Raw genomic sequence first — 14,053 nt, 5'->3', positions numbered from 1 at the left:
GATCTCCGAGCGGCGCGGAGGCACCGGAAGTTATCCGACGTTTCAGCCCTATTCCTAAAAATTTCAGACCATTCGAAGCTGAAGGATTTACTAAGACGAATTCTGTCCGCCTCGCAACGCTATCCTCAAACACCACAAGCCGCACGAAATGAAAAGCCGGAATCGAAAGATGCACTTTAAAAGCATGGCGGCTATTAGAAAAAAGGAACTAATTAATTACCAAGCAAGCAACCATTCAAATTTAGCGAACGAACACCTCAAAATGAAAAAAACAAATTCTGGCTGATGTCGCATAACGACCAAGCCTAGCCGACGTTCGCGATGGCACGAGTTTGCTCTGCAAACAAAGTGACAGAAGCAAATGTGGCGTAGCCCGAGCGAGTGGTCACGTAGTGATCCACAAGCGGAGCGGAAGCATCGATAGTTAGGCGTGCCCGAAGGGCCGCAGCGGTTTTTTGAAGCGGTTCAAATCTAATCCTGATGAACTATTAAGCCTTTGTTTGATAATTCCAACCAATCGCTATCATCAAACTCTTCCGCAATTTTCGATAAAAATTGCTGAAATAGTGAAAACAGTTCTCTATTTTTTATATTCCCAGTAGTTACTACTAATAACTTGCGCGGCTTCTTTCTTATAAGATAAGAGTCTAAGAAATCTGAATCTTTTGTGATTAAAATTAAATCATTCGAATCACAATATGAAATGATATCAGAATCGGAAGTTTTATTTCCTAACGGGAGATGCTCAGTATGAAAGACTTCAAAATTCTTTTCTTTGAATAAATGAATTAAGCTAAAAGGAAGTTGAGCATCAATAAAGAACTTCATGCAGAAGCTTTATATATTGATTTAACTTTTACCAAATTCGAAGCATATTCAAGACAAGCTAAGATATCTTCTTTTTCAATAGATGGGTAATCCGAAATAATCTCATCTTCAGACATTCCAGAAGATAAAAGGTCAAGTATAAGCTCAACAGTATACCGTTGGTTCCGGATGGTAGGTTTCCCATGGCATACTTCAGGATTTAAAGTGATCCGACTTAATAGATTTGAACTCACAGATCTAATTTACACATTTATCAGATGATTGTCAAACACTAATCGTCTGTAATGTTCATCCTTTCCTGCTAAATACAAAACTCGAAAAAATAGAATTCTTTCAAACAATATGATGCCGCTTCAAAAAACTGACGCCTAACGACCAAGGTGTTCCGACGTTTGCGATGGCACGAGACTTGCTCATGCAAACGAAGTGACAGAAGCAAATGTGGCGTAGCCCGAGCGAGTGGTCGCGTTAGCGATCCACGAGCGGAGCGGAAGCACCGATAGTTAGGCGTAGTAAACCTTGGGCTTGTAGCGAAAATTAAGCCATGGATGGCGTCTTAACTTTTTTAGCCGTATATTTCTTAATTTTTGATAACTGACTATGAATCTTTCTTTCAGCTTCCAAAAGATCAAAATCATTCTGTAAACCTAACCAGAACTGAGGAGGAAGATCAAAATACTTACCTAACTTTAATGCATAATTTGCAGAAATACTTCTTCTTCCATGCATTATTTCACTAAGACGTGACTGAGGAATACCGGTATCCTTATAGAGTTGATAAGCACTCAAACCTAAAGGTTTAAGAAATTCCTCATTAAGAATATCTCCTGGATGCGGGTTTTTTATCCATTTCTTCATGCTATTAATTTCCTATATAAAAACAAACTAGAGAATTCAATGATAGTCGACAATCTCAACGTCATAGGCATCTTTTTCATCCCATCGGAAGCAAATTCGCCATTGATCATTTATTCTGATGCTATACTGCCCTTTCCTATTTCCAGAAAGTAATTCTAACTTATTTCCTGGCGGCGATTTCAGATTTTCAACACTTTGAGCGTTGTTGATCATCCTCAGTTTTCTAAGAGCTATTTCCGAAATTTGATTTGGGATTGATTTAACGAATAAACCCTTCCAGATCTTTTCAGTATCCTTATTCTCAAAACTTTTAATCAATTTACCTATACTTACAGAAATTGTAAGTATAGTCAATCTCAAAAAATGATAAATTTTTCATACCCGGACATGGATGTCCGGGAGGTATTAAAGTAGTTTGCAAGGTTTATTACGCCTAACGACCAAGGTGTTCCGACGTTTGCGATGGCACGAGGCTTGCCTTGCAAGGCGAGTGACAGAAGCAAATGTGGCATAGCCCGAGTGAGTGGTCGCGTTAGCGATCCACGAGCGGAGCGGAAGCACCGATAGTTAGGCAGCCGTAACGCTTCAAATGCGCCACGGATGGCGCTCTGAGGATCCCCTAACCTTTATTCTTTCCTCATAAATCTTATTGACGCAGTATATATGTATAGTATATTGATAATATACATATGTCAGAAATTGACTTTGAATGGGATTCAGTTAAAAACCTATCTAATAAAAGAAAGCATGGAATTTCATTCGAAGAAGCTAAAACTGTCTTCTTTGATGAAAATGCCAGGGTCATTAATGATCCAGAACATTCCGAAGAGGAAGAAAGATTCATTATTTTAGGATTTAGCTACAAGCTTAATCTATTAATGGTTTCTCATTGCTATAGATCGTCAAAAGATATCATACGAATTATTTCTGCACGAAAAGCTACAAAATCTGAATCTAAACAATACGAGACATTTTTATGAGAAAAGAATATGACTTTTCAAAGTCCAAGAAAAATCCTTATTTAAAGAAATTGAAAAAGCCTATTACCATCAGAGTCGATGTAGATACGATAGGTTATTTCAAAGGTTTATCAGATCAAACAGGCATTCCATACCAAAATCTAATTAATCTATATTTAGCTGAATGCGCTTCTAAACATAAAAAAATTGATCTTTCTTGGAAATAAAATCCTTTAAATCAAGCCGGACAAGGATGTCCGGCATACGTTTCAAGCGTTATGGCGCCTAACGACGTTGGCTTGCCGACGTTTTGCGTTTGGCACGAGCTTGCCACTGCAAGCGCAGTGACAATGCAAAATGTGGCGTAGCCCGAGCGAGTGGTCGCGAAGCGATCCATGAGCGGAGCGGAAGCACCGATAGTTAGGCGAAGTTTAGCTGTATTAAATAAAATGTTTTTCTAATCACTCCCTTTGCGCATTTGAATATCAGCCAAAAATTCCGTTTCAAATTCGCTAATGTCTGCGAGATATGGTTCTATCGCCCTGGAATTATCATCAAAGGCTCTATTGCCCTCCTTTGGAACAAACCAAGAAATCAAATAATGATATGAAGAGTCATATTCCTTCTTTTGCAGAAGTTCTAATTTTGAATCGAATATTAAGAATGTAGACTTATTTTCCATGATTCCCCAATTTGGAACTGTGCCTAATGAAAGCAAAAAAGGAACATACGTTAACAAACTGAGGAAGTAACCGGAGACAGATGGTCTAGCAAATGGAGGCCCAAGAATCGCAACTACGTAAAAATCCACATCGCGCTTTCTTAGAAATCCTTGCTTATTACCATTAGTAGATTCCTTAATAAGCAACACTTTGTTTATTTCATCTAAACCTGTCTTTTTAACTTCTTCAAGATACAAACTGGCAAATCTATTTACATTTTCTGCTGGTACAGATAAATCGATACCATTCTCTGTAATTTGCTCAATCGGGGTTCCTATTTTAACATATTTTTTTAAAGAGTTTTTATAATCTAATGAAGCAATTCTAACTCTATTTCCCCCCGTTTCCTCAAACGGAAGGAATCCAACGAGAGCTATACGATTCTTCTTAATTTCCTGTAGGCTATTATCGTTGACTATCTTAGGTTCTTTATAGAAATGCTTAACGCAAGAAACCATAGTCACCCAAACTATCAATATATATACTTTATACTTCATTTTCATTCATTTCCTTCATTGTTTTTTAGTTTTATAACAGCAATTAGCTAAATTTCGCCTAACGACCAAGGTGTTCCGACGTTTGCGATGGCGCGAGTTTGCCCTGCAAACGAAGTGACAGAAGCAAATGTGGCGTAGCCCGAGTGAGTGGTCGCGTTAGCGATCCACGAACGGAGCGGAAGCACCGACAGTTATGCGGAGTCGCCTATTGTAATACAGAAGGTAAAAAAGTATCGCAAAATGGATCCTAGATTAAACGTCAAAATTTCACTCATAGATACTTGCCTAACCACTATAATAGCACGCCGCGCTAGCTCAAAACAATAAGCTACCATCTACACCTAACGCTTCAAATAAAAAATCTGCAAGGTCAAGAGAGTCTTGAACATAAGGAAAATTTAGTAAGTAAAAAAAGTCTATTTACTGATTAATTCTTCTGATTAAGCAAAAGCATCGAATTTCAAAACAAACTCGTGAAACCAAAAATCCCTAAGAAGTTCTGCAAATTTTGTTCTTTATAAATAAAATAATTTTAGGCGATTACGCATAACGTCCAACGCTTGCCGACGTTGGCGACTCTGAGCCCCGAAGGAGGCGTTAGAGGCTGGCACGAGACTTGCCCTGCAAGACGAGTGACAGAAGCCAATGTGCCGAAGGCCAAGCGAGGGTTGCGAAGCAGGCCCGAAGCGCAGCGACAAGCTGTTAGTTATGCGATGGTGGCGGATTTAGAAGATGAATTATAAGATTTGCTTACTATGATAAAGAATCATGTAATTCCATTTCCTTTTGCAAAATGGAATTAATAATCGAACTTAAATCTTTCTTCTTTTTCGCCGCGATCTTTTGATAGTATTCTTCTAATGCCGGATCCAAATACACCGGAAAATGAAGATCTTTCAAAGATCTTGTGTAAAGATTGCGCTTGCCTTTGGAAAAATCGTATTCTTCTCTCATATCAATCAATTTCGCTAGAATAATATTGTTGCTCTTCAGACTTAGTAGCTTTTCTTGCCGAAATTATTCTTATAATTTCTTCATCATTTTTCGATTTATCAACAAAAATTACAACGGCAATGGTCAAATCTCTGATTTTGCCTAAAGCAACTAATCTTTCCTCACCTATCGAATGATCTGGGTCGGGTAAATAGATTGTTTTGGCGTCGGTAAAAACAAAAGCTGCTTCAGTAAAACTAAGACCATGCTTTTTAAGGTTTACTTTCTCTTTTTCGACATCCCATTCAAAGCGCACTTTTTAAGCATAAAAATAGCTATATATATGTAAAGTTCTTTTCGAAAGTTTTCAATACAGAATTCAAACTCTTAAATGAACTTCTTCATTGCGCGCAAAGAATACATTACCCGCCACTTTCGCATAACGACCAAGGTGTTCCGACGTTTTGCGTTGGAACGAGTTTGCTCTGCAAACGCAGTGACAAAGCAAAATGTGGCGTAGCCCGAGTGAGTGGTCGCGTTAGCGATCCACGAACGTAGCGGAAGCACCGACAGTTAGTTGCAGTTCTGGCTTTTTCGCCTTGACAATTCCTTACCTTTTATCTTATTGTAAGGACATGAAGCTTAGGTCCAAAATCACTTCAAAATACCAAATAACAATTCCTAAGGAAATAAGAGATTCCCTGAAACTCTCTATGGAAGATGTTATTGAATGGTCTATTGATGAGCAAGGAATCCATATAGAATCGGCAAATAAGCCATTTCTTAAATACAAAGGGTTTCTCAATAAAGGATCCGCTGATATTAAATCAGACATTAAGAAAGCCTGGGGAGAAAGAGCTAAGAAATACTCTAAATGAAACTCATTCTAGATACTAATTGTTATATATCATTCTTAAATAAGAGAAACCAAGAACAACATGAAAAAATGGTCTTATTTTGGGAAAGAATCTCGCGATTAGAATATGAGGTCATTCTAACCTCTCATAATATTTCAGAAATTGTTTTTGTTTTCAAAAGTATTTATTCTATTGAGCAAAAAGAAATAAACCAGATAGTTCAAGATCTTTTGGCAAATCCAGGCGTTACCTTTGAGGCGGCGTATTATCCAGAAATAATACTATCATTGTGGCCAAAAAATATTAAAGATTATGGCGATGGAGTTTTGGCTGCTGCCGGTAAAGTATTAGAAGCGCGAATTGTTACTTTTGATCAAGAATTCATTAAATCTTTGAAAAAACTAAGTATGGATTCATTTCATATTTGATTTTAAGTTTTTCGGATCAAAATCGTCTTTAAGCCAGAATTGCAACTAACGACCAAGGCTTGACGACGTTGGCGCGCTGAGCAAAGCGAAGACAGGCGCGAGAATTGTCTCTGCAATTCGAGTGACTGAGCCAATGTGCCGAAGGCCGAGCGAGTGAGTCGCGTTAGCGATCTCCGAGCGGAGCGGAAGCACCGATAGTTATGCGAAGTGTGGGGTTTTGTTTAGCGCTCTGTTAATTTACCAGTAACATACTGATGCAATATACTTGAAACCAAAGTCTGATAAGGAATTCCAATTTCTAATGCTTTGGTTTTCAATAATTGAATATCTTTTCCAGCTATCCTGATATTCATTCTTTTATCTTTTAACAAAGTATTCTTGGCAGCAGATTTGAATTTTTTTAAATACTGAGCTTTATTATCAACCGGCTTCCATTCATTTCTCTCAATAGAAGATTCTAAATCTTTTTCTTCTTGGCTAAGTTTATATTTCATAAATTTGCCTCCGGTAAATATATACTAGTGTATTTCCTTGAAGGATATGCTGTTTTAAAGAAGAACGTATCCTTGCTCTCAATTGCAGGAATTACCCAAGCATAATTATCAATTTCCACAATTAGTAAGATTTGATTAGGATACTTTTTCTTATTCGGATGCTTTAAGATTTCTAAAACTGATCCGGATTCAATTTCAACAACTACCCTCTCAAAGCTTATATTTCGCTCAGATTTTAAGGTTTCGTTCTTGTCATTATCCCAATCAAAGATCACCTATCTATACTATTAGACGTGTGCCTAATGTCAATACAAAGATTCTAGTTTAAATATTGTCCATTTTTGTAAAAATAATCTTGAAATCAAAGGCAAACACTACCAATAGTACTTATGAGAAAGGGGGCAATTTTACCCCACATTTCGCATAACGACCAAGGTGTTCCGACGTTTGCAATGGCGCGAGGCTTGCAACTGCAAGACGAGTGACAGAAGCAAATGTGGCGTAGCCCGAGCGAGTGAGTCGCGTTAGCGATCTCCGAGCGGAGCGGAAGCACCGACAGTTAGACGAAGCTATCGGATCTTACACAAGTTCAAATGGAATATAAAATTGGCTAACGTCAGTTATTGAGACTATATCGATTGGCCGATCAATTAAACTCGAAAGTCGAACAATAATACCGGAATTATCTAAATTTTGGACATAGATTTTAGTTATATTTTTTCCCATATTGAGTAATTCACGATCAATTTTGCGATTAAAAACAGGAAAAGAATAACCAATAGTAACTAAGATATTTGTCTGCGACATCAATTCTTTAGCTTTTTCTCTGCAACTCTCTACCATTGAATCTTCTCTTTCCCAAGAAAATGCAAAAGGAGCGTTCATTAGGGGATTTGCAATTATATCTTCATAATAATTTAGCAATTCCTTAATACCGTTAAAATTTCTCTTTGAAAATAGATATTCTACAAAATCTCTCGATTGGTCAAAAATATAGTGAAAGGAAGCCGTCCCATTAAGCTTAATGAGAAACGGATTTTCTTCTTTAAGGACATTGTATATCGAAGGCATTACATTTAATATTTGATAAACAGTATTATGAGCCTCGTGCCCCATTAATTCAGTGATCGCCTTTTCAAGCTGCATATCGTAGTTCCAGGATATAAAATTTACGTTCTCTGGAAGACTCAATTTACTGCTATTATCATCTACTTCTGCGATACTAGCTAAGAACGATTCATATCGCTTGTTTGTTTTCTTCATTAATTGCAATAAGATTAGATACAAACTGAGCATATACTTAAGCCGTTTTAAGTCTTGATAGTTTTTTCTAAGATACTGAATTCTTGCATAGGTATCAAAGGATGCATGTTCGCTTAAAATCGATTTTAGAGATTTCAAATCTTCATATAGCTTATAGCGGCTTTTACCGTCCTCTTTGAAATACAAATTCGGGTCTTTTGCTGAATGGCTTTTACCGCCGTGTATAAAATGATCAATTAAGCCAGCAATCGAATCCATATCATCGGTAAACTTTTCCACTACTGGAATAGTATCAACACTCACACCCGCGCCTAAATAATACGTGATTTTATTTTTTGTCATAATTTTCCGATAGTTTCGTCTAACGACCAAGGTGTTCCGACGTTTCACACTGGCGCGAGACTTGCTCTGCAAGGCGAGTGACAGTAGTGAAATGTGGCGTAGCCCGAGTGAGTGGTCGCGTTAGCGATCCACGAACGTAGCGGAAGCACCGACAGTTATGCGACGTGACTAACGATAAGATAAATACTCTTTAATAATTTCAACATAATCATTTGAAATAGTTAAAGCATTCTTTTTCACTTCAGCCCAAAAATAGTCTTTAAAATCTTGCTGTTTTCTAAGATCTAGTATTACCTCCTGCTCATTTGTGTATTTTTTACCTCTCATATGCCCATGGGCTCGAGAGAAATTTGATGCTACCACTTGAACAGGTTTAAGATTAGAATCAACTATATGCGCAATTCCTCTTTTTACAATCGAATCATATTCTTCGAAAAGGTTTTCAATCGCAAACGTGGGGGGTAAGAGTATTATAAATAGATTTTTTCTATACTCGTATAGTTTCACTCCTTTTCTTTCACTTTTTTGATTTTTTAGGAAAATTTCTATTTGCGACTTTCCTTCATCGCAATCAACAAGGAAAAAAATCGGGCTATTAAGATGGTCAGAATATGATTCAATTACTTCAATATATTTCTTTACTTCTCCTATTCCATTTAAAGCCTTCTTAATTTCTATACCCACACTCGAATACATTTCGATAGTCTCTTTTCGAGTATCTTCAATGAATAATGCGCTATCTTTATTTATAGTTTCGAAATATGTTAGAAAATTGGAATCGCCAAGCATCTTTCCCATTTCTTTTATATCAGACTCTGACCACCGATCAGAAGTTTCCGTTTTCACTATCTCAGCTTTTTCCAATAAGCTCCATCTAATATTTGATGAATTGATATTCGAAGTAGCAATCAACAATGGAGAATGTGTAGTGGTAATAATTTGAATATTTTTTAGCCATTCGCTTGAATTGAGTAATTTTCCTAGTTTTATCGTAATATCAGCATGCAAGAAAGACTCAGGCTCTTCTAACAGCCAAACCGGATGATATTCACCTCGATGCAAGCTTCTATCACTATCCAAAAGGAAGTGAGTTTGGAAAAGTATAGTCGTTTGCGCACCTGTCCCCTGAGAAGTAATGTTTATCTCTGGCAAAGTCGGATCTCCTCGAAACTCTATGTCAGAAATGGCCAATACTTCCTCAATATTTTGCGGGAGGTTAATTTTAATTTCACAAGTAGGCCATATGTTTTTCAAATTTGCCGTTAACGAACTTGATAAGTAGGAATTCGCTCTTTCGCGGAGTTCCAACCAAGAATTTTTAAGCTGATCAATACTTTCAGAGATCGATGAATGTCTCCCCCAATTTGCAAGCAAACGCTCCTTTAATTTTGCTTGAGCATTGAGTAGAATCTCTCTACCTTCTTGGGGATGTATGTAGGAGATAGAAATAGAGCCTAAGAGTTTCTTAATGTCTTCATGTAAATTCTCATCAGTATACTTTTTACTCTGTATCGTATATTCAATTAAAATTGTCTTTGAGACTTCACGAAAGGTAAAAGTTTTTACGATTTTTTCGTTTTTACCGAGAAGATCTCTTAACCTTTTCTTTAAGGCATCGGATTTAATTTTTCCCAAATTAAATTCAATTTCAATTCGTGATTTATTATAGTTCTTTCCTTTATTTGTATACTCGGATTTATTTATTAAGTCAGAATTAAATTTATCACTGTCAAAGAATACTTCAATTGCCTTTAAAACAAAAGACTTCCCTGAATTATTTGCACCTATAAGGAAAGATCCGTCGTTAAAAGCAAACTTAGTTTCCTTTCTATAACATCCAAAATTTTCAATTCCAATTTTCTTTATCAACATATTAATCTCATATAAGACATTCAGTCATGTCGCATAACGACCAAGGTGTTCCGACGTTTCGCATGTGCGTAAGCACTTGGCGCGAGGCTTGCTATGCAAGACGAGTGACAAAGCGAAATGTGGCGTAGCCCGAGCGAGTGGTCGCGCTAGCGATCCACGAGCGGAGCGGAAGCACCGACAGTTATGCGGAGTCGCCTATTGTAATACAGAAGGTAAAAAAGTATCGCAAAATGGATCTTCGATTAAACGTCAGAATTTCACTCATAGATACTTGCCTAACCACTATAATAGCGCGCCACGCTAGCTCAAAACAATAAGCTATCATCTACACCTAAAGCTTCAAATAAAAAATCTGCAAGGTCAAGAGAGTCTTGAACATAAGGAAAATTTAGTAAGTAAAAAAAGTCCATTTACTGATTAATTCTTCTCATTAAGCAAAAGCATCGAATTTCAAAACAAACTCGTGAAACCAAAAATCCCTAAGAAGTTCTGCAAATTTTGTTCTTTATAAATAAAATAATTTTAGGCGATTGCGCATAACGACCAAGGTTTGACGACGTTCCGCACGTGCGAAACACTTGGCGCGAGGCTTGCTTCGCAAGACGAGTGACAAAGCGGAACGTGCCGAAGGCCAAGCAAGAGTCGCGTAGCGATCTCGAAGCGCTGCGTCAGAACCGATAGTTAGACGCCGTATTCTTTAACTTGAAATGAGTATTGAGAGAAGAGGAAGACCAGGTAAATACAGAAAGGCTGGTATAAAATGAGATAAGAAAGTACCAGAATGTTGTCTATCATATCTCCGTCTCACTTCTTGAGCTAAAGTCTCGCCATAGAAAGTGTTTAATAAAGACGTAGCGCAAATAGCGTGAATAAACCTCGGAATAGAAAAAATAGAGAACGCCCATATGCACGCTGCGAAAAGATTTCCAAAAGATGTTTTCAATTTTAAGAAAAATAATAACCCTGTAATCAGGACTACAATTCCTACAAAATTCATAATATTTCCTACTAAAAATCTTAAGAACGATTTACCTGAAAAATTTAGAGAAAAAATTCGATGAGTTTCGAACAATTTATATCTTCCAAGTGAATTCAGAGTGGTAGCATAAAGTATACTAGATAATACAAGAAATAAATTGGCGACTATTGAAGCATCCGAAGAGGCTGAATCACTTCTCATATAAGTTAGGTAAATGTTTAAATCCCATTTATTAAACGCGTTTTCCATTTTGAGCATTTTTCCCTTAATAGATTTTATTGAAGAATATGGCGTCTAACGACCAAGGCTTGACGACGTTTCGCGAGTGCGAAGCACTTGGCGCGAGACTTGCTCCTGCAAGGCGAGTGACAAAGCGAAATGTGCCGGAGGCCAAGCAAGGGTGCGAAGCATCCCGTAGCGCAGCGTCAGAGCCGATAGTTATACGCCGTAAACAAACTTATTGAATGTTTTTTATTAGCCAATTTGCACCATCAATGAGTTCTCCAACTTGTTCTTTCGTAGGCTCAATTTCCTTTTTATGTGAGCAAAGATTTCTTATATCGGCAAGATATGAAATTTTTCTCCACGACGCGGTATCATAAATACCTTGATTTTTTAAAGGATCGTTTAAGTCACTTATGGTTGGATTTTTCTTCTTAATTTCGATATTATTTTTTTCTGTAACTTTTTGTAGATGATATTCTATTATTACTCCAGCTAATGCCCCTGCTGCCCTAGGACTTACCAGTAATATTTTTCTGGCATTTTCTAATTCCTCATCTTGTAACTCACTTAAGAGAGCTAAATTAATATTATCTATAATAGAATTTGCTCTTTTTTTGATAGATAGAAGTATTGCATGTTGATTATTAAAATTATTTTTTGTTCGCAAGATGAAATCAAAATTTGCTATCTTTGCAGGTACGATATTTTTAATGAAATCTTGAATTACATAAGTGCCGTAACCAAATGTCTTTCTATTCGGATCTATTTCATAATAAGATCTGAATTCATCGTATCTATCGGGTGCAAGTAACTCTACTACTTTTAGAGCCGAGGAATACCAAGTTTGATATGCAAAAATGAATTTTGTATTTTCTATTTCGATTAATTCTTCTATTTCTGCAGCAGTAATAGTTAAATTGTTGATTTCTTCTATAATTTTTTCTCTGCTCTTCAAAACGAGTCCTTCCATCACTCTAATAAATATTTTGTTTATGGCGTATAACGACCAAGGTGTTCCGACGTTCGCAACGGCACGAACTTGCGCAAGCAAGTGCAGTGACGGACGCGAATGTGGCGTAGCCCGAGCGAGTGGTCGCGTTAGCGATCCACGAGCGGAGCGGAAGCACCGACAGTTATGCGAAGTGCGGCTCGCTATATGGAGCCGATACTAACCATCCATTCAATTATTTCTATAAACCAAGCTGGTTAAAACTCCTGCGACACAGGAATGTGTTAGGCCTAATAAACCCTGAATAAGAATCCATTTTTCAGTGCTTGGTATTGCAAAACGACCAGGCAAATCGAACGCAATAAATGGAACTATAATAAGAGCAGTAAGAAGTCCATATTTTAGTCCCTTAATCACCCATGAACCTGTAAAATGGGTGATTGGGAAAAGAGCAGTGAAACCAATTCCGCTTAGAAAAGTAGAGCCCATACTCAAATAAAAATATTGGCTCAATCCGGAATACTGGGATATTACTAAAATAATCTGAAGCAATTATAGCAGCAAGAACCCCCTGTATGAGAAAGCTTGAAACAAAGTAGGCCAAAGTACTCAATAGAATCTTTACTAACTGCATCTCAGATTGCCACCTTATAAATTGCATAGTATCAGATGAGTATTGTTAAAGCGTCAAGTCCTTCGTAGCCGCATTGCGCATAACGACCAAGGCTTGACGAAGTCGCCGTGCTGAGCGAAGTGAAGACGGGAACGAAAATTGCTCTGCAATTTGAGTTACCGAGGCGATTTGCCGAAGGCTGAGCGAGAGTTGCGCAGCAATCTCGAAGCGAAGCGTCAGAGCCGTCAGTTAAGCGATGGCGTCATTCTTGCACTTTTTTCTTTCGGAAAAAGAAACAATTCCAAAACGAATTTAGACTCGAATATTTCATTGTTCCATCAATATTGTCAAGTCCTCGTATTATGACATAAATTCCTGCTAACGCAGATAAAACTGAACTTGTAGATGCATTAATATCCGATATAGATTGAAAGGAAGTGAGAATCGTCGAAAAACCAACGACTACTTCAGCAACACCGTAAGCCCTTCTTTTGCGATCTCTTAAGACGAACATTAAATATGAAAGTAACAATGCGCATAATATCAGAACAATCCTATTTACATTAAGGATAATCCAATGATAAATGAACATAGAAAATCCAAAAAATATTCCTACCAATAACCCATATAGAAAAGTTAACTTTGAACCGATCGATTTTTTCCTTGATAAATCGATACTTTCTTTTTCATTATTTCTTGGTCCTTCAATTTCGTTGTCTAGAAATTTCTTACTAAACTCCTTTGACCCGATTGTCTTTATATTATACAGCGGTAGATGGTCATTGAATATCGAATCGTCTGTAACCAGCGTAATGCCAGGATAATTGCTTTTTGATTTAGCAATCGACAAGGGAAAAAATTGAATATATTCCGAGTCGGAATACGGTCGCAGATTCAATATGTCATCAGTATAGATTATGATTCTATCTTGAATTGATTTCTGAATAAAATTCGAAAATCCTGAAGGAATATAGCCTTCCAATTCCAAATAACGAACATATCCATAAGCAGGTTCATTAAAAACAAGCTGAACACCACTTCTTTTTGAGGCGAACAACCCTGGGAGATTTAAAAACACTTTCGGATCGATATAAAAATATTGTGTTGTGCTCATATTTTATACTTTAAATAAGTTTAATGACGCTTTCGCTTAACGACCAAGGTGTTCCGACGTTTGCGATGGCGCGAGACTTGCCACTGCAAGGCGAGTGACAGAAGCAAATGTGGCGAAGCC

General features: G+C 37.3%; 17 protein-coding genes. 4 read left to right on the top strand and 13 right to left on the bottom strand.

Features of this window, described 5'->3' with window-relative positions; all coding sequences use genetic code 11:
- Nucleotides 1-471: 471 nt before the first annotated feature.
- The 4 genes from EHR06_RS07895 to EHR06_RS07880 all read right to left on the bottom strand — a co-directional run bounded on the left by EHR06_RS07895 (nt 472) and on the right by EHR06_RS07880 (nt 2,004).
- On the bottom strand, nt 472-828 hold the full coding sequence (locus tag EHR06_RS07895) for a DUF5615 family PIN-like protein (protein ID WP_135756497.1): 357 nt from the start codon (nt 826-828) through the stop codon (nt 472-474).
- A complete protein-coding gene (locus EHR06_RS07890; RefSeq protein WP_135756496.1) occupies nt 825-1,061 on the bottom strand; it encodes a DUF433 domain-containing protein in 237 nt (78 codons plus the stop codon). Before EHR06_RS07890 ends, EHR06_RS07895 begins: the two co-directional genes overlap by 4 nt.
- 304 nt (nt 1,062-1,365) lie before the next feature.
- The gene (locus EHR06_RS07885; protein WP_135756495.1) at nt 1,366-1,686 is read right to left on the bottom strand and encodes a HigA family addiction module antitoxin; all 321 of its coding nucleotides are present in this window, start codon (nt 1,684-1,686) and stop codon (nt 1,366-1,368) included.
- A 36-nt stretch (nt 1,687-1,722) separates the two neighbouring features.
- Nucleotides 1,723-2,004 (bottom strand): type II toxin-antitoxin system RelE/ParE family toxin, encoded by a 282-nt coding sequence (locus EHR06_RS07880; protein ID WP_135756760.1) that lies wholly within the window; start codon nt 2,002-2,004, stop codon nt 1,723-1,725.
- A gap of 371 nt (nt 2,005-2,375) precedes the next feature.
- Between EHR06_RS07880 and EHR06_RS07875 the strand changes: the two genes are divergently transcribed.
- Nucleotides 2,376-2,666 carry a BrnT family toxin gene (locus tag EHR06_RS07875; protein ID WP_135756494.1) on the top strand — a complete coding sequence of 97 codons (291 nt, stop codon included), beginning with the start codon at nt 2,376-2,378 and terminating at the stop codon, nt 2,664-2,666.
- Nucleotides 2,663-2,872, top strand: a complete 210-nt coding sequence (locus tag EHR06_RS07870) for a CopG family antitoxin (protein WP_118955403.1) — start codon at nt 2,663-2,665, stop codon at nt 2,870-2,872. The genes EHR06_RS07875 and EHR06_RS07870 overlap by 4 nt, the downstream gene beginning before the upstream one ends.
- A 230-nt stretch (nt 2,873-3,102) precedes the next feature.
- On the opposite strand, the gene EHR06_RS07865 is transcribed toward EHR06_RS07870, so the two are convergent.
- From EHR06_RS07865 to EHR06_RS07855, 3 genes are all read right to left on the bottom strand, one after another.
- The gene (locus EHR06_RS07865) at nt 3,103-3,864 is read right to left on the bottom strand and encodes an Lp29 family lipoprotein (RefSeq protein ID WP_135756493.1); all 762 of its coding nucleotides are present in this window, start codon (nt 3,862-3,864) and stop codon (nt 3,103-3,105) included.
- Between the two features lie 753 nt (nt 3,865-4,617).
- The gene (locus EHR06_RS07860) at nt 4,618-4,818 is read right to left on the bottom strand and encodes a toxin-antitoxin system, antitoxin component (protein WP_135756492.1); all 201 of its coding nucleotides are present in this window, start codon (nt 4,816-4,818) and stop codon (nt 4,618-4,620) included.
- A 1-nt stretch (nt 4,819) separates the two neighbouring features.
- The gene (locus EHR06_RS07855; protein WP_135756491.1) at nt 4,820-5,113 is read right to left on the bottom strand and encodes a BrnT family toxin; all 294 of its coding nucleotides are present in this window, start codon (nt 5,111-5,113) and stop codon (nt 4,820-4,822) included.
- 319 nt (nt 5,114-5,432) lie between these two features.
- Here EHR06_RS07855 and EHR06_RS07845 point away from each other — a divergent pair, with 319 nt between their 5' ends.
- Both EHR06_RS07845 and EHR06_RS07840 read left to right on the top strand, forming a co-directional pair.
- The gene (locus tag EHR06_RS07845; RefSeq protein ID WP_135756489.1) at nt 5,433-5,675 is read left to right on the top strand and encodes an AbrB/MazE/SpoVT family DNA-binding domain-containing protein; all 243 of its coding nucleotides are present in this window, start codon (nt 5,433-5,435) and stop codon (nt 5,673-5,675) included.
- A complete protein-coding gene (locus EHR06_RS07840) occupies nt 5,672-6,082 on the top strand; it encodes a type II toxin-antitoxin system VapC family toxin (protein ID WP_135756488.1) in 411 nt (136 codons plus the stop codon). The genes EHR06_RS07845 and EHR06_RS07840 overlap by 4 nt, the downstream gene beginning before the upstream one ends.
- Nucleotides 6,083-6,303: 221 nt before the next feature.
- Here EHR06_RS07840 and EHR06_RS07835 read toward each other — a convergent pair whose 3' ends face one another.
- The 6 genes from EHR06_RS07835 to EHR06_RS07810 all read right to left on the bottom strand — a co-directional run bounded on the left by EHR06_RS07835 (nt 6,304) and on the right by EHR06_RS07810 (nt 13,933).
- Nucleotides 6,304-6,576 (bottom strand): hypothetical protein, encoded by a 273-nt coding sequence (locus EHR06_RS07835; protein WP_002756875.1) that lies wholly within the window; start codon nt 6,574-6,576, stop codon nt 6,304-6,306.
- Nucleotides 6,573-6,851, bottom strand: coding sequence for a DUF4258 domain-containing protein (locus tag EHR06_RS07830; protein WP_135756487.1), 279 nt, complete (start codon nt 6,849-6,851; stop codon nt 6,573-6,575). Before EHR06_RS07830 ends, EHR06_RS07835 begins: the two co-directional genes overlap by 4 nt.
- Before the next feature lie 304 nt (nt 6,852-7,155).
- A complete protein-coding gene (locus EHR06_RS07825; RefSeq protein WP_135756486.1) occupies nt 7,156-8,181 on the bottom strand; it encodes a hypothetical protein in 1,026 nt (341 codons plus the stop codon).
- 168 nt (nt 8,182-8,349) lie between these two features.
- The gene (locus EHR06_RS07820) at nt 8,350-10,053 is read right to left on the bottom strand and encodes an ATP-dependent nuclease (protein WP_135756485.1); all 1,704 of its coding nucleotides are present in this window, start codon (nt 10,051-10,053) and stop codon (nt 8,350-8,352) included.
- 1,436 nt (nt 10,054-11,489) lie between these two features.
- Nucleotides 11,490-12,212, bottom strand: coding sequence for a hypothetical protein (locus tag EHR06_RS07815; RefSeq protein ID WP_135756484.1), 723 nt, complete (start codon nt 12,210-12,212; stop codon nt 11,490-11,492).
- 869 nt (nt 12,213-13,081) lie between these two features.
- Nucleotides 13,082-13,933 (bottom strand): hypothetical protein, encoded by an 852-nt coding sequence (locus EHR06_RS07810; protein ID WP_135756483.1) that lies wholly within the window; start codon nt 13,931-13,933, stop codon nt 13,082-13,084.
- Nucleotides 13,934-14,053: the final 120 nt, after the last annotated feature.

It is taken from the genome of Leptospira dzoumogneensis, assembly GCF_004770895.1.
Classification (GTDB): Bacteria; Spirochaetota; Leptospiria; order Leptospirales; family Leptospiraceae; genus Leptospira_B; species Leptospira_B dzoumogneensis.
This window is presented reverse-complemented; position numbering and strand designations above follow the sequence as displayed.